General features: G+C 60.9%; 14 protein-coding genes and 2 pseudogenes. 8 read left to right on the forward strand and 8 right to left on the reverse strand.

Translation table 11 applies throughout. From position 1 onward, the window contains the following. Positions 1 to 43 precede the first annotated feature (43 nt). Positions 44 to 1833: pseudogene (locus ACTG2J_RS03280) on the reverse strand (AMP-dependent synthetase/ligase). A 227-nt stretch (positions 1834 to 2060) separates the two neighbouring features. Here ACTG2J_RS03280 and ACTG2J_RS03285 point away from each other — a divergent pair. Continuing rightward, positions 2061 to 2564: a hypothetical protein gene (locus ACTG2J_RS03285; protein ID WP_371155262.1), complete on the forward strand. Its 504-nt coding sequence runs from the start codon at positions 2061 to 2063 to the stop codon at positions 2562 to 2564. Between the two features lie 38 nt (positions 2565 to 2602). On the opposite strand, the gene rimI is transcribed toward ACTG2J_RS03285, so the two are convergent. Next, positions 2603 to 3052, reverse strand: a complete 450-nt coding sequence (gene rimI, locus ACTG2J_RS03290; protein ID WP_005349003.1) for a ribosomal protein S18-alanine N-acetyltransferase — start codon at positions 3050 to 3052, stop codon at positions 2603 to 2605. A 109-nt stretch (positions 3053 to 3161) separates the two neighbouring features. Further along, positions 3162 to 3596 (reverse strand): DNA polymerase III subunit psi, encoded by a 435-nt coding sequence (locus ACTG2J_RS03295; protein WP_113740123.1) that lies wholly within the window; start codon positions 3594 to 3596, stop codon positions 3162 to 3164. 314 nt (positions 3597 to 3910) lie between these two features. Between ACTG2J_RS03295 and ACTG2J_RS03300 the strand changes: the two are divergent. The 3 genes and pseudogenes from ACTG2J_RS03300 (at position 3911) to ACTG2J_RS03310 (ending at position 9060) form a co-directional block, all read left to right on the forward strand. Beyond that, a pseudogene (locus ACTG2J_RS03300) lies at positions 3911 to 5523 on the forward strand (ATPase RavA domain-containing protein). 9 nt (positions 5524 to 5532) lie between these two features. After that, complete coding sequence (viaA, locus tag ACTG2J_RS03305; protein WP_439989028.1) at positions 5533 to 6987, forward strand: ATPase RavA stimulator ViaA; 1455 nt, start codon at positions 5533 to 5535, stop codon at positions 6985 to 6987. Positions 6988 to 7212: 225 nt separating this feature from the next. Beyond that, positions 7213 to 9060, forward strand: a complete 1848-nt coding sequence (locus ACTG2J_RS03310) for a tetratricopeptide repeat-containing diguanylate cyclase (RefSeq protein WP_439997185.1) — start codon at positions 7213 to 7215, stop codon at positions 9058 to 9060. A gap of 141 nt (positions 9061 to 9201) precedes the next feature. On the opposite strand, the gene ACTG2J_RS03315 is transcribed toward ACTG2J_RS03310, so the two are convergent. After that, entirely contained in the window at positions 9202 to 9924 is a 723-nt protein-coding gene (locus ACTG2J_RS03315; RefSeq protein WP_252656074.1) for an SDR family oxidoreductase, read from the reverse strand. Between the two features lie 429 nt (positions 9925 to 10353). On the opposite strand from ACTG2J_RS03315, the gene prfC reads away from it, so the two are divergent. Beyond that, positions 10354 to 11943 carry a peptide chain release factor 3 gene (gene prfC, locus ACTG2J_RS03320; protein ID WP_085942998.1) on the forward strand — a complete coding sequence of 530 codons (1590 nt, stop codon included), beginning with the start codon at positions 10354 to 10356 and terminating at the stop codon, positions 11941 to 11943. A 248-nt stretch (positions 11944 to 12191) separates the two neighbouring features. Here prfC and ACTG2J_RS03325 read toward each other — a convergent pair whose 3' ends face one another. Beyond that, positions 12192 to 13103, reverse strand: a complete 912-nt coding sequence (locus ACTG2J_RS03325; RefSeq protein WP_439997187.1) for a bifunctional helix-turn-helix transcriptional regulator/GNAT family N-acetyltransferase — start codon at positions 13101 to 13103, stop codon at positions 12192 to 12194. Positions 13104 to 13238: 135 nt separating this feature from the next. Then, positions 13239 to 14435 (reverse strand): multidrug efflux MFS transporter MdtH, encoded by a 1197-nt coding sequence (mdtH, locus tag ACTG2J_RS03330; protein ID WP_257686790.1) that lies wholly within the window; start codon positions 14433 to 14435, stop codon positions 13239 to 13241. A 92-nt stretch (positions 14436 to 14527) separates the two neighbouring features. Here mdtH and ACTG2J_RS03335 point away from each other — a divergent pair, with 92 nt between their 5' ends. Further along, a complete protein-coding gene (locus ACTG2J_RS03335; protein WP_113740128.1) occupies positions 14528 to 15421 on the forward strand; it encodes a LysR family transcriptional regulator in 894 nt (297 codons plus the stop codon). Between the two features lie 32 nt (positions 15422 to 15453). Here the strand turns inward: ACTG2J_RS03335 and ACTG2J_RS03340 are convergent, their stop codons facing one another. Beyond that, positions 15454 to 17229: a M4 family metallopeptidase gene (locus ACTG2J_RS03340; RefSeq protein WP_439997189.1), complete on the reverse strand. Its 1776-nt coding sequence runs from the start codon at positions 17227 to 17229 to the stop codon at positions 15454 to 15456. A 346-nt stretch (positions 17230 to 17575) separates the two neighbouring features. Between ACTG2J_RS03340 and ACTG2J_RS03345 the strand changes: the two genes are divergently transcribed. Beyond that, the gene (locus ACTG2J_RS03345; protein ID WP_005340529.1) at positions 17576 to 18130 is read left to right on the forward strand and encodes a GNAT family N-acetyltransferase; all 555 of its coding nucleotides are present in this window, start codon (positions 17576 to 17578) and stop codon (positions 18128 to 18130) included. After that, on the forward strand, positions 18130 to 18681 hold the full coding sequence (gene rimJ, locus ACTG2J_RS03350; RefSeq protein ID WP_439997191.1) for a ribosomal protein S5-alanine N-acetyltransferase: 552 nt from the start codon (positions 18130 to 18132) through the stop codon (positions 18679 to 18681). The genes ACTG2J_RS03345 and rimJ overlap by 1 nt, the downstream gene beginning before the upstream one ends. Before the next feature lie 62 nt (positions 18682 to 18743). Here the strand turns inward: rimJ and ACTG2J_RS03355 are convergent, their stop codons facing one another. Then, positions 18744 to 18992 carry a hypothetical protein gene (locus tag ACTG2J_RS03355; protein WP_005340533.1) on the reverse strand — a complete coding sequence of 83 codons (249 nt, stop codon included), beginning with the start codon at positions 18990 to 18992 and terminating at the stop codon, positions 18744 to 18746. Positions 18993 to 19158 lie beyond the last annotated feature (166 nt).

The following is a 19158-nucleotide window of genomic DNA, read 5'->3' on the forward strand; positions in this document are numbered from 1 at the left end:
GCTCGAGTGAGCGGCTTTTTTATTCCTCTGAACCTGAGCGATATCAGACGTGGTTATACATGGCCTCGATTTCGCTCTGGTACTTGGCCTCGATGATCTTGCGGCGCAGCTTCATGGTGGGGGTCAGCTCACCCAGCTCCATGGAGAAGGCGCTCGGCAGCAGGGTGAACTTCTTCACCTGCTCGAACTTGGCCAGCTCTTTTTGCAAGTCGGCGATGCGGGCTTCGAAGAACTCCATCACCCGGGAGTGGCGCAGCAGCTCGGTCTTGCACTGATACTGCAGGTTGATGGAGCTGGCGTACTCCTCAAGCGACTCGAAGCAGGGGACGATCAGCGCCGAGACGAAGTGGCGGGCATCGGCGACGATGGCGATCTGTTCGATGAAGCGATCCTTGCCGATGGTCCCCTCGACCAGTTGCGGCGCTACGTACTTGCCGTTGGAGGTCTTCATCAGCTCCTTGAGGCGCTCGGTGAAGTAGATATTGCCCTGGCTGTCGAGCTCACCGGCATCGCCGGTACGCAGGAAGCCATCCTCGGTCATCACTTCTGCGGTGGCGTCCGGCTTGTTGTAGTAGCCGCGCATCACGGTGGGGGAGCGCACCAGCAGCTCGTTGTTCTCACCCAGCTTCACCTCGATGCCGTTCAGTGCCGTGCCGATGGAGCCCAACTTGAACTGGCTGTCTTCGTAGCAGCAGACGGTGGCGGTGGTTTCGGTCATGCCGTAGCCGTACTTGAGGTTGAGCCCCATCGCCTGGAAGAAGAGGTTCACATCGTCGGCCAGACGGGCGCCAGCCACCGGCAGGAAGCGGGTGCGGCCGCCAAAGCGGGCACGCAGCTTGCGAAACACCAGTCGCTCGGCGATCCAGAGCTGGCCGTAGAGCAGGGGGAGGCGGACTTGCCCGCCTGACGGGTGGCAACCATCTGCTTGCCGACCCGGGTCGCCCAGCCAAACAGGGCGCGACGCAGAGCAGGAGCCTGAGCAACCTTGGCCTGGATCATGGCATAGGCCTTCTCGTAGAGGCGCGGCACGGCGCACATCACGGTCGGCTGCACCTCGCCAATCACATCCATCACCTTCTGCGGATCGCGGATATAGACGTTCTCGGCGCCGCAGTAGAGCACGTAATAGCTCCAGGCCCGCTCGAACACGTGGCTGAGCGGCAGCATGCAGAGCGACACATCCTGCTGATTGAGGTCGAGGCGGCTGTTGTGCATCTCGAAACAGGCGGCGATGTTGGCAAAATCGAGCATGACTCCCTTGGGCTCGCCTGTGGTGCCGGAGGTGTAGATCAGGGTCAGCAGATCATCCATCCGGTACTGGGTTTCCCGCTCGCGCAGCTCCTGCTCGCTGGGCTGATGGTTGCCGGAGACCAGAAATGTCTGGAAGTGACTCGCCTGCTCGCAGCCGCGCAGATTGACGTTGCCATCGAGAGCGACGATCTGACGAATTTCGCCGTTTTGCAGCAGGGTCAGCGCCTGATCGAACTGGGGTTGCTCGCCAACGAACAGTACCTTGATGCCGGCATCTTTGACGATGTAGCGCAGCTGATCGAGCGTGCTGGTGGGGTAGATAGGGACGCTGACACCGCGGGCAGCAAGGATGCCGAGATCGGCCTGGGTCCACTCCGGCATGTTGCGGGCATAGATGCCGACCATTTCGGTTGGCTGGTGGTCGGCACGGATCAGCGCCTGTGCGCAGTAGTCCATGGCCTGGCCCAGAGTACGCCAGCCGATGGCGCGCCACTGGCCATCTTGCTGAACCCGCAGGGCAGCCTTGTTGCCAAGCTGGGCAATACGTTCACGCATCAGTCGAACCAGATGAAGCTTCGGCATCAGTTAAACATCCTTTAATTACAGTTGTACGCCCGCGAGGGCACTAAAAATCGGGCTAGAGTTTAAACTCCAACATTACAGCTTACAAGTGTTCGCCGTTTGTCTTGGATCACAAAGAGCGCAAATAGCTCTCCCTTTGCGCAGACTGGCCGATACTGCTAGGAGGCAGAGAGAGGGTTAACGATATGAATCTGTGGGTGAAAGGGGCGTTGGCCGCGGTCGGGCTGATGGTGGTGGGGGGCGCTGCGTTTTGGTTCTTTGCCGGAACGTCATCACAGGGGCCCGCCAATCCCTGGTATCAGGGGGCCGAGGGGTATCAGCAGGCGCAGCAACAGGCGCTGGCGTTGGGCTATCCGCTGCTCTATGTGCTGGAGACCCCCAAGTGCCGCCGCTGCGGCGATCTGGAGAAGAAATTCTGGCAGAGCAAGGAGATGGCTGGCCCGCTTGCCCGGTTGGTGAAAGTGCGGCTCAACCCGGGCAAGGGGGATGGCAGCGAGCAGATCCTGCGCCGCTTTCCCAAAGTCGCCACGCCGCCCGGCATCTATATCCAGCAGCCGGGCCAGCCCCTCAGACCCATCAAGATAGTGGTGGATATCGACCAGATCTGGATGCCGGGGAAAACCTGGCAGCGTGGCTTCTATATGCCGCTCTCCGGGGCCGGATTCGAGGCGGTGGTGCATACCACCCTGGCTTTGCAGGACCCCGCACTGGACAATGCCCCCCTCGATTGAGGGGGGACAAAAGGTTTGGGCGCGACGAACAGGCTGGATCAGCCGAAATCGAACAGTCGCGACATCAGCACCGCATCTTCCCTGTCGTTGCCGGTGCCGTAGTAGTCGGCGCGGCGGCAATACTCGGCAAAACCGGCGCTCTCGTAGAGGTTGATGGCGGTCTGGTTACCGGCCCGCACCTCGAGAAACCAGGCCTCTGCCCCGGCTTGCTTGCTGCGCGCCAGATAGGCCTGCAACAGCGCTCGTCCCAACCCCTTGCCCTGAAACGCCGGATGCACACAGATGTTCATCAGCGAGCTGTCACCGGCCACCAGATCCGAGATATAGAAGCCCGCCGGGGAACCATCGACCAGCATCAAGCCGTTGAGATAGCGAGGGCCGAAGCAGGAGAGCAGGTTGGCCTCACTCCACGGCTCCTTGTGAGCGGCTTGCTCGATGGGGTAGACAAGGTCGAAATCGCTCTCGAGCAGGGGACGAAACTCAGGCATGGGGGCTCCGGATGGCAAGATGTTGGGCACTGGGGTTGGCAGAGGTGGCATTTGTAAAATCAGGTAAAAAGAGCGGCATCACAGTGGGTCTTGGCGGCATGATGCAGGATCACGCCGCGTTGGCTGCAAGGTGTTGGCGCAGCTGTTGCCACAGGGCGCGCTTTTGCGCGGCGCTGGGGGTGAGCGGGCAGATCAGCGCATCAGGCCGCGCGGGGTTGGCCTCTGTCAGCCAGAGCAGGGGGGAGGTATCCGCCGCTTGCAGGTCGGCAGGCGGCAGCTCGCTGAGCAGTGAGACCTCGTCGGGGGTCATGCCGAGCAACTGGCAGATATCCGCCAGCAGCGTGGTGGCAGGCAGCTGAGGCGCCAGCAACCAGAGTTTGCCGCTGGGCAGCGGAGCGCGGGTGGCCGGTGCCGTCTGGTCGGGCTGCACGGCATCTTGCTCAAGCTCGGGAGCGGGTGCTGCGCCCAGCAATGCCGGACGACGCAGTTGCCAGCTTTGAATGCCCATGCGGGCCAACATGCTCTGACGAACGGGATCTTGCATTTGAGGCGACTCACTCTTGATCTGCATTGGGGAAAATTGTGTTGCGCAGGGTACACTCGAACCGCTTTTGCTGCACCCTTTGCAACGCATCATCTGGCGCATGCGGGCATGGTACTCATCACGACACTGGCTATGCATGGGCGCAGTACGCTGCCGATACGGTATCGCACTGCCCTTGCGTTTTTTCCTGCCAGAGGCGGGTATTGTGCGGCAAGAGATACCAGAATAAACATCATAACAAGACAAAACCCAAGGTCGAGCAAATGGATATCGCGCCTTGGGGCTAACATCATCCCAGCTTCGGAACACTCTCTATGTCGTCTTTAGCTCAAGCCCAGAACCCTGCGCGTCTTATTCCCATCCAGGAGCGCTTGCCCCGGCTGCTGGCCGCCCTCGGTGAGGGACTTTACGAACGGCAGGATGCCTTGCGCCTCGGTCTGCTGGCTGCCCTCAGTGGCGAGAGTGTCTTCTTGCTGGGGCCACCCGGTATTGCCAAGAGCCTGATTGCCCGCCGCCTCAAGCTGGCCTTTCACGACGCCCGCCACTTTGAATACCTGATGACCCGTTTCAGTACGCCGGAGGAGGTGTTTGGCCCCCTCTCCATTCAGGCGCTGAAAGAGGATGGCAAATACCTGCGCCTCACCACAGGTTATCTGCCGGAGGCCGAGGTGGTGTTCCTCGACGAGATCTGGAAGGCGGGCCCTGCCATCCTCAACACCCTTCTCACCGCCATCAACGAGCGGCAGTTTCGCAACGGCGACAGCCAGCACCCCATCCCGATGCGCTTGCTGGTGACTGCCTCCAACGAGCTGCCGGCGCCGGACAGCGGGCTGGAAGCGCTCTACGACCGGATGTTGGTGCGGATTTGGATGGACCGGGTGCAGGAGAAAGCCAACTTTCAATCCATGCTGGCCAGCGATGGTCACGCCCACCAGAATCTGCCGGAATCCCTGCAGATCCGGGGGGATGAGTACGAGCAGTGGCAGAGCCAGATTGAACAGGTGCGCCTGCCGGATGCCTGTTTCGAGCTCATCTATCAGCTGCGCCAGCAGCTCGACAGCCAGCTGGCCCACCGCTGCTATGTGTCGGATCGTCGCTGGAAGAAGGCGGTACGGCTATCAAGGCGAGCGCCTTCTTCAATGGCCGCGATGAAGTCGCACCGGTAGATCTGCTGCTGTTCAAGGATTGTCTCTGGCATGACGAGGAGTCCCGCACCGCCCTGCTGGAGATGATGACCGAGTTTTCCCGCCTTTACGGCTATCAGCAACTGGCGATGACCCGTCAGCTGCTGGCGTTGCGGGATCAGTTCAAACAGCTCAAACAGAGCGTGGCCCAGCGCCTTTGCACAAAGGCCCGCCAACGCAAGCAGTGGTTTGGCCGGCGGGCCCGGGGTATCGAGATCCCGCTTGCTAATGCCAGACCCTTTGGCAAGCAGGTGCATTTCCATCTGCTCACCCCGGCGCCGCTGGATGGCAGCGATCCCGAGCGTCTTACCCGCACCCTGGTGTTCGATCGCACCCTTCTTTCCCATTGGCATCCGACCGGTGAGGCGCTGGTAGGTTATGAGTTTGGCAACCCGAAAGAGGGGCATTACGAGCTGGTACTGGACGATGAGCTGCGGCTGCAGGTGCTCGATATCCAGCGCCAGCAGATCCCGCTGGTTTTGATGGAGCGCAACGCCATCCCCGAGGTGGTGCTGGCGCCCTGGTTGCAGTCGCTCGACGAGCAGCTGGTTCAGGTCGGCAAGGTGATGCAGGAGCTCAAACAGCAGCGCAGCCTGTTCGAGCGTCACCAGCAACACCTCTTTATCGCCCAGCGCTGGCTGCAGCAGGTGGAAGACAGCTTCTTTGTGCTGAACCGGGATCTCGAACTGCTGCGCAACGAGCTGACCCAGTGGCGCGAGCGGTTGCCAAGGCTGGACGAGTAAGGAGCGCTCATGCTTGAGATAGGCATGCTGGATCTGGGTCTTCTCATGGGAGAGGGTGAGCTGGCGGGAGAGGTGGTGGCGTTGCTGGCGGCCTCGCCCAAGATTTCCGAATTTATCAAACGCTCCCCGCTACAGGGCAAGCTGCTGAAAAAGCGCCTGCAGAGCTGGGGTGAGCAGCTTGGCGAGGAGATCCGCCACAAGCCGGTGCCGGTGGCACTGGAGCAGGAGTACCTGCTCTATCAGGCGCATCGGCAACTGCCGATGACCGAGCTGATTGGTCGCCTGCCCGGCTTGCTGGAGTCGCTGGAGCAGTACAGCCCCTTCGCCGGTGAGGCACGATCCTTGGTGCGTCAGCTGACGGCCCACCCCACCGAGGGGCTGCGCCAGCTCTTTATCGACAAGTGGCGCGCCAGTCTGGTGGGGAGCCTGCTGCAACTGCAGCAGCAGATAGCCGAAGCGGAACGGGAGAAGCAGCGTCAGGAGATTGAAGATCAGCTGCTGGCGAGCCGCACCCTGGCCGATGCCCTCGATCCCAACCAGATCTCCGCTGGTGGTCTTTGGGATCTGGCGCAGGGACACTGGCACAAGCGCAGTCTGGTGCTGGTCAAGCAGTATGCCCGCATGTTGCAGCGCGAGCCCTTGCTGGCGGAGATTGCCGGCCTGCTCGGGCGCAGCGAGCGGGATCGGCGGGCGCAGGAGCAACCTGTGCCGCCGGTTCAGGTGCTGGAGCTGGAATCCGCCCCCAGCGACGATGTGCCGGACGATCTGGTGGGCATTCATCAGGCTAACGATCTGATGCGGCTGCTGCCAAGCGAGGCGGTGATGCTGGGCTTGCCCGAGCTGGAGCTGGAGTTCTATCGTCGCTATCTGGAGCGGCGTCTGCTCAGCTACCAGTCACGTGGCACCTTGCCGCGCCAGCGCATCATGCTGCGCACCCCGGAGCAGGGGGGGCAGCAGTTGCAGCAGCGAGGCCCCTTTATCGTCTGCGTCGATACCTCCGGATCCATGGGTGGTTATCCCGAGGAGTGTGCCAAGGCGCTGTTTCTGGCGCTGCTCAAGGTGGCGATGGATGAGAAGCGCGGCTGCTATCTGATGCTCTTCTCCACCGAGGTGGCGGCCCTCGAGATCACTGCAGATACCGGGCTGGACAAGGCGGAGCGCTTCCTCTCCATGAGCTTTCACGGCGGTACCGATCTGGTGCCCTGCTTGGAAAAAGCGCTGGCCAAGCTCGATGATCCCGCCTTTGCCAAGGCGGATGTGCTGGTCATCTCCGACTTTATCGCCCAGAGCCTGCCTCATCCCCTGCTCGATCAGATGAACCGCTATCGCCAGCGCCAGACCCGTTTTCACGCCGTCGCCATGTCCCGCCACGCCAAGCAGGCGCTGCTGCGGGTATTTGACAACAGCTGGCTGCTCGATTGCGGCCTGCGCGGCCGGCTGCTGCGGCGCTGGCAGCATCACTAGTGACCGGGAGGGGGCAACCCCTCTTGAGTTGTTATCCCGCCCCTCTTTTTCGCTGTGCGTCCCCGCTTTCATTCCAACACGATGATATCGCAGTAAAATGTGACTAGCCTGCCATTCGGGCTCTCTGTCCGGGTGATAGCCTTTACAACCATTGTTACAGGGGAAAGATGGTGATTTTCCGGCATCGGCTTGCCCGATGATCTTTCCCATTGATCCGGAGTATGTATGAGCCGACTTGCCTTGCTGCTGTTGCTGGCGGTGTTCGGGCTGGCAGCCAAACCCTTGTCCCCCGAACAGTTGGAAAATGAACTGGGAGGGATGGAGCGGGTCTATCAGCCGATCGAGTTGCTGCGGGAGCGCGTTGCCCGTTTGCAGCGGGACGGCAACGCCTATCCGCCGTCGCAGCAGATGCGGATCAGTCGTCTGGCTTGCTGGGCCCAATCGGCCGATGACATGCAGGAATCCCGAACCGCCATCGCCAATGCGGAGCGGATGCTGATCGTTGCGCGCGAGCAGGGGAATGACACCGCCGTGGCGGAGCTGACGATTTGCCGCGGCTGGTTCAATCAGCTGCTCGGCGAGGTAGCGAAGGCTCGTCACGATTACGATGAGGGGCTGCGGCTGGCAAGGGAGGCCGCCGTGCCAAAGCTGGAGGCGCTGGCGCTGGCCCGCCGGGGGGCCATGCTGTCTTTTCAGGGGGTCTCAGGCCAGGGGCTGATGGATCTCACCAAGGCGCACAATATCTATGAGCAGCTGGGGTTGCCCACCTGGTATCACCAGGCGCAGCTCGAGATTGCAGCCACATTTCGTCGTATGGGCCTCTATGCCGAAGCGCTCGCCACCCTCAACCGGTTGAGCGAGCATTTTGCCAGAAGTCACGACGGGTTTGGCTCGGCAAGGCTCAGTGATCAACTGGCGATGGTCTATCTGCAGACCGGGCGTTATCAGGATGCGCTGGGCGAGCTTGAACGCAGTGCGGCCTTTTATAATCAGCCTCAATATCTGATTGAGCATGCCGAACGCATGGTGATGCAGGCCGAGGCTCTGCTCGGGCTGGATCGCCCCGCTGATGCCGGACGCTTGTTGGCACAAGCGGCGAAGGTGCTCTCTCCCGATGTTGACCCCATCCTCCATGCGCATCTCGAGCTGGTGCGGGCGAGGTTGAGAGTCGAAGAGCAGGAACCGGCGCCAGCCTTGCGTGCGCTTGAGAAGATTGAGCCGATTTTGAAGGTGGAAGGGCACGTACGCTTTTTGCTCGAGCTCTACTGGGTACGCAGTCGGGCGCTCGAGTTGCAAGGCGACTATCCGGCTGCGCTGGCTGCATTGCGGGAGCATCTGGTGCAGGAGCAGCGGCTCGATCAGCTGTTACGGGAACAGAGCACGGCCTGGGTTCGCGGCGAGTTCGAACTGGCCCGTCAGGAGGGGGAGAACGAGCGACTGCGAGTCGAGCAGCGACTGCAGCAGCAGGAGCTGGAGCAGGTCAAGGAGCGTCGGTTCTGGCTGCTGGTGGTGATGGTGCTCTGCGGGGTACTGGCGCTGCTGACGATGGGGTGGCTGCTTGATCGCAACCGTCGGATGCGCCGTCTGGCCTTTACCGATGAGCTGACCGGCATCAACAACCGCCGTCGGGTGCTGCGACAGGGCAGCGATATGCTGGCGCTGGCTCGCAGGCAGGGCTCGCCATTTTGTCTGCTGGTGTTCGATATCGATCACTTCAAGCAGATCAACGATACCCTGGGCCATCATCAAGGAGACAGGGTGCTGCAATGGGTCTCTCGGGCGGCAGATCGTCAGCTGCGACACCAGGATCAGTTGGGGCGTACCGGCGGAGAGGAGTTCTTGATCCTGCTGCCGGATACCAGCCTTGAAGAAGCGTGCCGGGTGGCTGAGCGGATCCGTCACTCGGTCGCCAACCGGGCGCTGCCCGGCATGTCGTACCCGGTAACTATCAGTATCGGGTGTGCCTCTCTGCGAGACGATGATCAGGATCTGGCGGCCTTGATCCAGCGTGCAGACAATGCGCTGTATCGTGCGAAAGAGGCGGGGCGCAACCGGGTGGAGACAGACGAGTGACGGGCTGGGTATTGTCACTCAGCAGGATGTCATCGCCATTGGGGAGCACACTGATACGGCGATGATGCTCGTCCCCTGCGCTCGTTCTTGCCTGCGATGACAGATTGGCAAGCGCGAGCGCAGAAGACCGTCAGAAGGGCGTTATGCCCAGGCGCTGCCACCATTAAGGTGAAGCACTTCACCATTCATGTTGTTGTTGCTCATCAGGAACAGTGCGGCCTGCGCATAATCTTCTCCCTCTCCCAAGCGTTTCAACGGCAGGCTTTGCGCCACGGCAGCCACTTTTTGTGGGTCATTGCCCAGCGCTTTAAGCAACATGGGAGTGCGCATGGGGCCCGGGTTGATGACGTTGATCCGACGGGGGGTCAGCTCGGTAACCAGACTGTGAGCCAGCGTTTCAACCGCGCCAGCTGCAACGGCAGGGAGTGCTTTACCTAGTTGTGGGCGGCGCGTCACCATCCCGGACGTGAGCACGATGGAGCCGCGTTCGGACAGTTTGGGTGCTGCGGCGCGGATCGCATGAACACTTCCCCAAAATCGGCTGTCCATGTTGATTTTCAAATCCTCGATGGCTGCGGTGAGAAAGCTGCCTGGTCGCATGACGGCGGCGGTGATGACGAGATGATCCAGCGAATCCAGCTGGCTGAAAAAGTGATTGACGGAGTCGACGTCGAGAATATCCAGTTGATGGCCACTGGCATTTGGGCCCAATTCAGCCAGTGCAGTGTCAAGCTGCTCACGGCTGGAACCGCCGATAATGACCTTGGCGCCTTGCTCGATCGCTTGTTGGGCGGTGGCCAGGCCAAGACCCGAGGTACCACCGATAATGACGATCTGTTGATTGTGCAGGGTGGAATGTTTCATGTAATGACCTCTCCATTATGTAGATACGATTTACATATTTGTAGCTGGGTAGGGAAAGTCCAAGTATGAAAATTTATCAAGAGTGGTTGTTGCTGGCATGAGGAGGGGGCCAAGTCCACGTGGTCCGGATGCTGCCATCCGATTCGGAGTGTTTGATTTTCTGTTCAGTTGGAACCTGTGGAACGGAGGAGCGGCCAAATTATCATCTCTTGTCAGGCTGGGTATTTTTCACTCGCGCGGGTATAATGTCGCGCAATTTTGCTTTGACTCAGGCGAGAAGACCCATGTAACGCAACCCTCCTCCCTCTCTCCACCAGGTTGGCAATACGCCTGCTGGCGTGGCTTTCGTTGCGTATACATGTGCCGTGAGCGGCATTCCGGATTTATTCCCACGGTGGCTGATGCCACCGCTCAATAGAAGAACGTTGAATTATGTCAGCTGAATTTCTGAGTGAAGTCTCCAAGAGACGCACTTTTGCGATCATTTCGCACCCGGATGCGGGTAAAACCACCATCACTGAAAAAGTCCTGCTGTTCGGACAGGCCATTCAGCGCGCCGGTACCGTCAAGGGCCGTGGCTCGGGCCAGCACGCCAAATCCGACTGGATGGAGATGGAGAAGCAGCGTGGTATCTCCATCACTACCTCGGTGATGCAGTTCCCCTATGCCGATTGTCTGGTCAACCTGCTCGACACCCCGGGTCACGAGGACTTCTCCGAAGATACCTACCGTACCCTGACGGCGGTCGACTGCTGCCTGATGGTCATCGACGCCGCCAAGGGTGTTGAAGACCGGACCCGCAAGCTGATGGAAGTGACCCGTCTGCGTGATACCCCCATCCTCACCTTTATGAACAAGCTGGACCGCGAAGTGCGCGATCCGATGGAAGTGATGGACGAGGTGGAGCGCGAGCTGAAGATCATGTGCGCCCCCATCACCTGGCCTATCGGCTGCGGCAAATCCTTCAAGGGTGTCTATCACCTCTACAAGGATGAGACCTATCTCTATCAGAGCGGTCAGGGCCACACCATCCAGGAGAAGCGGGTGGTCAAGGGGCTGAACAACCCGGATCTGGATGCTGCCGTCGGCGAAGATCTGGCTCAGCAACTGCGTGACGAGCTGGAGCTGGTGCAGGGCGCCTCCCCCGAGTTCGATCATGATGCCTTTATCGCTGGCGAGATGACCCCGGTCTTCTTCGGTACTGCACTGGGTAACTTCGGTGTTGACCACATGCTGGATGGCCTGACTGACTGGGCGCCGTCTCCCATGCCGCGCAAGGCCGAGAGCCGCGAAGTGGTGGCGACCGAGGAGAAGTTCTCCGGTTTCGTGTTCAAGATCCAGGCAAACATGGATCCGAAACACCGCGACCGTATCGCCTTTATGCGTATCGTATCAGGCACCTACAGCAAGGGCATGAAGATGCGCCACGTGCGTATCGGCAAGGATGTGAACATCTCCGACGCGGTGACCTTTATGGCCGGTGACCGTGAGCAGGCGGAAGACGCCTTCGCCGGTGACATCATCGGTCTGCACAACCACGGCACCATCCAGATCGGTGACACCTTCACCCAGGGTGAAGATCTCAAGTTCACCGGTATCCCGAACTTTGCACCGGAACTGTTCCGCCGCATCCGCCTGCGCGACCCGCTCAAGCAGAAGCAGCTGCTCAAGGGGCTGGTCCAGCTCTCTGAAGAGGGTGCGGTGCAGGTGTTCCGTCCGCTGATCAGCAACGATCTCATCGTTGGTGCGGTCGGTGTGCTGCAGTTTGACGTGGTGGTTTCGCGCCTCAAGAGCGAGTACAACGTCGAGGCCATCTACGAGGCGGTCAACGTCTCCACCGCCCGCTGGGTGGAAGGGACCGACGTCAAGAAGTTTGAAGAGTTCAAGCGCAAGAACGAGGTCAACCTGGCCCTCGATGGCGGTGACAACCTCACCTATATCGCACCGACCATGGTCAACCTGCGCCTGGCACAGGAGCGCCACCCGGACGTGGAGTTCCGCCAGACTCGCGAGCACTGATAACGGTTTGTTTGCCTGTTGGCAGATAATCAAAGAGACCCCGCTTCGGCGAGGTCTCTTGTTTTGTGCCGTTTTGTCTGTTTAAGGAGGGATGCAGGGGGGAATTGTTCAGCATATACCAGTCGCAAGCAGCCCTCACCCTAGCCCTCTCCCAGAGGGAGAGGGAACCATCAGAGGTCTGCCTGAAAGATCGCGGAAGTGTTTTGCCCCCTTCTCCCCTTGCGGGAGAAGGGTTGGGGATGAGGGGGCTACCCCAGTGGCAGTACCATGCAGATCTCGCAATCCCCGTGGCCGGTGCAGCCAAGGGGGCCGGGCAGGTGTTCAAAGCCCAGTGATTCGTAGAGGCTGGTGGCCTCGCGCAGTACCTCAGTGGTCTCCAGATAGCAGCGGCGATAGCCCAAACCACGAGCGGCATCCAGCGCTTGCAATACCAGCCGTTTGCCAAGGCCCAGTCCGCGCAGGGCGGGCATAAAGTACATCTTCTGCAGCTCGCAGACTCCCTCTTCTCCTGCCAATGGCGCGATACCACCACCGCCGAGGATGGAACCGTCTGGCCCTTCGATAACCCAGTAGCGGCTCTTCTCCCCCTGATAGCTCTGGGAGAGGGTGTCGAGATTGGGATCCGAGACCCCATAGCCCTTGTCTGAGGTGAGGCCATATTCGGCTGATACGGCGCGGATCACCAAGGCGATCTGGGCATTGTCCGCCGCCGTGATGGGGCGGATCTGGTAACCCCGCTGGCGACGGGCGCGGGAGAGGGCGCTGCGATAGAGCCGCAGCCCTTGCCACAGCTGCTCCCGCTCGGGCAGGCTCAGCTGCGCCAGCATCTCCTCCATCGCCCCGTCCATCTCCCGGTGCAACTCCAGCAGCATCCCCTGACCGTTGACGGTGAGGCGGGCCTCCTTGCTGCGCCCGTCGGAGGGGTGCGGGTGCCAGCTGATGAGCTCCCGCTCGGCGAGGCGGGCCAGCGGACGACTGGCGTTGGATTTGTCGATGTGCAGCTTTTCTGCCAGCTGCTGATTGGTGGCCGGGGCGTTTTCCAGCTCGATTAGCAGGTGAGCCTCGATGGGGGTGAGGGCCAGATTGCCGCACTGCTGGGAGAGCATGCCGAGTTCGCGAACCAGATCGCGCGACAGGGCGCGCAGGGGACGGGGATCCATATCGTGGTTTCCTGTTTAGTTGTGCATGACAACTAAAATAGCGTAAAAGTTGTAATTCGCAACCTTTTGCTGTGATGACTTGCAGAATATGGGGTGAGCGGCAGCCCCGTTGATTGGGCTGCCGCAGGATGCTCGTCAGGCGGCGGCTCTGATGGCCAGCTCCGGGCGGCGTGAGAAGCAGCGGGCGAGCAGCAACATGGTGGCGACGCCTATGGTGCCCAGCACCAGCCAGGGGAGGGCCGGTTGTCCCTGTTGCAGCGAGAAGTCATAGAGGGAGCCGCCGCCCACATAGCCGGTCATGCCCCCCAGCGCCAGTCCGAGGCGGCTGAAGCCCATGTAGCTGCCGCGGGCTGTGGGGTTGGCCAGCCGGGTCATCAGGGTCTCCCGGGCCGGTTCACAGATGATGATCCCCAGATAGAAGCAGGCCAGCAGTACGAAGATGCCGGAGAGGGTGCTGACGAAAGCGACCAGACCTATCCCCACCGTCATCATCAGGATGCCTGCCAGCAGGCGATTCTCGAGGCGATAGCGCCGTTCGCTGAAACGGGCGATAGGGTAGAGCAGCGCCAGCGATAGCGCCGTTTCCAGGCTGTACATCCAGCCTACTGCCGTGGTTGTGCCGGAGAGCTGCTTGACCAGAATGGGGAAAATCAGCATCACCTGTACCCACAGCATGTAGTAGCCGCTCAGGATCAGTACCAGTCGGCAGAAGGCGCGATCCGCCAGCACCTGTCCCAACCCTTCCCGCATCGGGGTCGGTTTGACCGAGAGGCGGTAGGCGGGCAGCAGGGTCCAGTTGCATAGAGCCGCCAGGGTGAAGAGCCCGGCCCCCAGCAGACAGACGTAGGTGAAGTCAAAGCGCAGCAGCCAGCTGCCGAGCAGCGCACCGGTGACGGCTCCCGCGCTCTCCAGCATCATCAGCAGGGAGATGAAACGGCCCCGTTCATGGGGACGGGTGAATTTGATCACCAGCGCAGCCCGGGGGGGGTCAAACAGGCAACCGCCCAGTCCGGAGAGGAAGCAGGAGAAGATCAGCATGGCGCCGCTGTCGGCCCAGGCCAGTGTAGCGAAGCCGATGGCCCGCAGCAGCATGCCGGTGACGATGAGCGGGCGGGCGCCGAAGCGGTCGGCCAGCGAGCCGCCGAAAATCCCCAGCCCCTGCTGGGTCAGCTGGCGCAGGCCGAGGGCCAGCCCCACCAGACCGGCCGCCCAGCCGAGTTGATCGACGAAGCGCAGGCTGATCATCGGCATCACCACAAAGAAACCCAGGATCACCAGTGTGGTATCCAGCGCCAGAAACCAGCGTCCCCAAAACCTCGCCCTATCGACCATAACGCCCTCTCATTCACAGATACCTTCATTCTGGAGAGGGTTTAGATATAGTGGTAGACGACAACTACCTATATTTCATATCAGGATTATTTATGTCTATGGATCTGGACGATCTGCAACTGCTGCTGGATGTGGCCGAGCTGGGCAGCTTCAGTCAGGCGGCGGCCATTCGTGGCTGGTCACAGCCGCTGGTGAGCCAGCGGATTGCCCAGCTGGAGGAGAGCCTCGGGGCGCCGCTGTTTCAGCGTCATCGGCGCGGGGTGACGCCGACCCGTGCCTGCGAGGAGTTTCTCCCTGCCGCCCGCTCGGTGCTGGCCACTCTGAGCGAAGGGCGACTGGCACTGCAGGGGGCGCCAGCACTGCCATGTATCCGTCTCTCCAGCCTGCCATCTCTTACTTCGGTGGTGTTTGGCTCGCTATTGATGGAGCTGGTGGATGAGCCGTTCGAAATCCGCTGCACCACGGATCACTCCGGCGAGATCATGCAGTCGCTGCTGACCGGCGAGGCCGATATCGGCTTTGTGCTCAAGCGCCCGCCGGTTGCGGGCCTGCAGATGGAGCTGCTTTGCTGCTCCCCCATTATCGCTATCGCCTCGCCATTGCATCCGCTGGCCGGTTGTCACGGCCTCACCCTGGAGGATATTGCCGACCAGCGGCTGGCGCCTCAGGTGTGGGGACCGGGGTGTGACGTCTTTATCCAGCAGTTGCGGCGGCTGCGGCGGGCCGCCAGCCCCCTGCATGCGGTGCAGCCCGCCAGTGCGGCGCGGGATCTGGCGCTGGAACACGGGTTTATCACCCTGATGCCGGAGCTGGCCATCAAGCGGGATCTGGAGGTGGGGCGGCTGGTCAGGCTCGATGTGCGCAATCTGCCGCAAGAGCATTGGGATGTGATGATGGCGTGGCGAGGTGGCAAGCGGCCCAATCCGGCCCGGGAAACCGTGTTGGCCACCGCCCGCACGCTGGCGAAACGGTGGCGCAATGAGTAGAGCGATGCGGGACAAGGCCCGCACCGGGTGGATCAGTAGCTGGCCTTGAGGGTCACGCCACTGAACGCGGAAAACCCTGACAGCTGCACATGCCAGGTGCCCGCCTTGGGATTGATGAACGAGCAGCTTTCGTTATTGCCCCCCTTGTAGGGACGGCAGTCGTAACTGCTGCTGGTGGGGGCGCTGCCAAAACGGACGTAGAGGTCGGCATCTCCGGTGCCGCCACTGCTGCTGATCTGCAGCGACCTGGTGCCCGCAGGTACGTTCAGGGTGTAGTTGAGCTTGCCACCCTTGCTGGCGGCGAGGTTGCTCACCGGCACGCCGTTTTGCAGTACGTTGTCGCTTGGTGGCGGCGTGGTGCCGCAGCTGGCATCGACCCCGACGGTCTGGAAGGCGCGTGCCACATCCGCCTGACTGTAACCCAGATCGGCGGTCGCCCGGCTGACGCCGCAGGCCCCTTGCTGGTAGTTGGTGTTGGCGCCCCAGTAGAGGCGGTTGGCCAGCAGGAACACTTCAAATGCCTTGCGGGTGTTCCAGCCACTGCTGGTGGCGAGCAGGTAGAAGGCGCGGTTATAGACCCCGGAGCTGTGGTGTACATCCATCCCCTCCTGATAATCCTCCGCATGGCCGATGGATCTGCCATCCCGGGTCGGATCCTCGAAGTAGCGCAGGGAGCCGTTGCCCTTGAAGATCTGGGCGCCGACCAGCCAGTCGTTGCTTCCCTTCATGTAGAACTCTGCCGCTTCCCCCGCCATATCGGAGAAGGCCTCGTTGATGCCGCCGGATTGTCCCGAATAGACCAATCCGGAGTTCTGCTCGGTAAAGCCGTGGCTCACCTCGTGGGCCGCCACATCGAGGCTCACCAGCGGGTGGAAGGTGGTGGCGCCGTCACCGAAGGTCATCTGGCTGCCATCCCAGAAGGCGTTCTCGTAATTCTTGCTGTAGTGAACCCGCATCTTCAGTTTGAAGGTGAGGGGCGCTGTGTTGTACCAGTTGCGGTACATGTCGAACACCACGTTGCCGAAGTAGTGGGCGTCGTTGAGGGGCGAGTAGGCGCCGTTGATCTCCTTGACCCGGTTCTCCGGGCAGGTGAACTGGTGGATGGCACCGCCTGAGGTGGCGTGGTTGAGGTTGATGGTATCGACGTTGGGGCTGGTCATCCGGCAGTTGTCATCCACGATGAGCGGGCCAAAGTCGGTGCCGTAGACGTATTTGCCGGTCTTGATGTTGCCCCCCGGGCCGGTGGCGTCCTTGTGGTTGATCCCCTCCCAGCGTTTGAGCTCCTCACCGCTCTGGGCATCAAGTATGACGAAGGGGCGGCTTGGCTTGTCACCTTCGGCGATGAAGGAGACCTGATAAACCAGCCGGGCTAGCCCGTTCTCATCCTGCATCACGTAGAGTTTGACCTGCTCGTTGCTCCCCTTGCTGCCCGCCTTGGCCTTGCTGGCGGCATCCTGTGGAGATAGGGTGGCGGCCGGGCTTGCCACATCCTGATCGATCTGGCGCAGCATGCGCCCGCTGGCCTGTTGCAGCTGGCCGTTCAGGCTCTTGTCAGCCACCACCACCTGACCCATTACCGGGATGCCGTTCCAGACCTGCTCGTAGCGGATCCGCTGCTGGCCGTTGGGCAGCTTGACCACCCGCACCTGACGAAACTCGCCATCTTCCAGCTGCAAGGAACCACTCGCGGCACTGAGGCCTGTCATGGCCCGGATGCCGTTTGCCGTTACGTTGATCTCTACCTCTTGCGCCGCCAGTGCGGCGCTTCCCCAGCAGGCCAGCGCAACGGCCAGATAAATTTTATTCATCTCTTCTTTCCTTAAATCGATGAGGTTGATAAACCGACCGAAGGTCGGGCGTTTTGAAGCTAGTGCCGGTGGGGGAAAGTGCCCCCTGTCAAAAGTGACAGCGCAGCACAAAGGGGTAGCAGGATCTGCCAAAGTGCCGTTTGTGGGCATTCGTCGGCGCCATGTGGAGAGCATTATCCGGTTTCAGACACCCACCCTCCTCTTTTGAGGGAGGAGAGTTCGTGCGCTGTCACCCTCTGCGAAGCCTGCCGGATGAGGGCCGTAAAAGTGGCTGGCGCGGCCAGTGGCGATTGGCTACATTGGGTGCTGGCTTTCGATTTGATCACTGATTTGAAAGGAGAATCCCATGTTTTCATGGCAGTTGGACGACGAGCTTGCGCTGCTCTTCTTGCAGCCCGATATGGCGAGCGAACTGTTTGCCCTCTGCAATGACAACCGGGAGTACCTCTCCCAGTGGCTACCCTGGCCGCCACTGATCCAGCGCCCCGTTGACAGCGCCCTCTTCATTCGCAGTGCCATCGAGAAGTTCGCCCGCGGCGAGGGGCTCACCACTGCCATCGAGTATCAGGGGGAGGTGGTGGGGGTCATAGGTTACAACAGCATCGATCACGATCTTGGCAAGGTGGTCATCGGTTACTGGCTGGCGGAGCGCTGGCAGGGTAACGGTATCATCACCCGTGCCTGTCAGGCCCTGATCCACCACGCCTTCGAGGAGATGGGGATGGAGAAGGTGGAGATCAGCGCCGCCACCGATAACGAGCCCAGCAGGGCTGTTTGTGAACGGCTCGGGATGCAGCTTGAGGGGGTGACCCGGCGCGCAGAGCGGCTGGGCAACCGGATTGTGGACCATGCCCACTACAGCTTGCTGCGCGATGAGTGGTTAAGGCAGAGGGAGTCCTGATGGCGCTGCCACATATCAAGACGGCCCGCACCCACCTGACCATACTGTCGCCGGATCAGGCCCCCATGATGCTCGACTTCTACCGGCGCAACCGTGCCCATCTCGCCCCCTGGGAGCCGCTTCGGGACGAGCACTTTTACAGCCTCTCTTACTGGCATGCCCGGCTGCAGGACAGCTACAGCCAGTTCTTCAACGGCACCGGCGTCAATCTGGTGGCCCTCGATCCGGCTGGCGAGCGGGTGATCGCCACCTGCAACTTCAGCAATATCCTGATGGGGGTCTTCAAGGCGTGTCATCTGGGCTATGCCATCGACCAGCAGCATCAGGGGCAGGGGGTGATGGGAGAGGTGTTGTCAGCCGCCATCGACTACCTGTTTCGCGAGCACGATCTGCATCGCATCATGGCTTGCTATATGCCAGCCAATCAGCGCAGTGGCGCCTTGCTGGAGCGGCTCGGCTTCGAGCGGGAGGGGTTTGCACGGGCGTATCTGATGATCAATGGCCGCTGGGAGGATCACATCCTCACCTCGCTGATTAATCCGGCGCCCTGAGCGACAGATAAAAAAACGGGCCCGAAGTTGCCTTCGGACCCGTCTTCGAATGAGGTGCAGGCTTAGTTGGCCTTGGCATCGCTCACTGCAGCTTCAACCTTGGTAGCGGCTTCGGTAGCAGCTTTTTCTACGGTTGCAGTCGCTTCGGAGGTGGCCTTCTCTACGGTAGAGGTGGCTTCGCTAGCGGCTTTTTCTACAGTGGCAGCAACTTCGGCGGCCGGAGCAGCAGCAGGAGCGGCAGCTTTTTCTTCTTTCTGACCGCAAGCAGTCAACATCAGACCCAGGATACCGGCTACCAGTACTTTGTTCATGTGCATTCCCTCAAATAAATATGGAGAGATGGTCTGTGCAACCATCACAGCGCCCACCGTTGCCCGGTATTGAAACAAGAAGCCGGGAGGCAGCAGGCGGGCGCAATATAGCCCCATTAGTTACCGATGAAAACGGATATCACAATGACATTTTTTCGTGCCGTTG

Origin of the sequence: Aeromonas sp. 6P (assembly GCF_051919525.1) — a bacterium.
In the GTDB taxonomy this organism is placed as follows: domain Bacteria; phylum Pseudomonadota; class Gammaproteobacteria; order Enterobacterales; family Aeromonadaceae; genus Aeromonas; species Aeromonas veronii.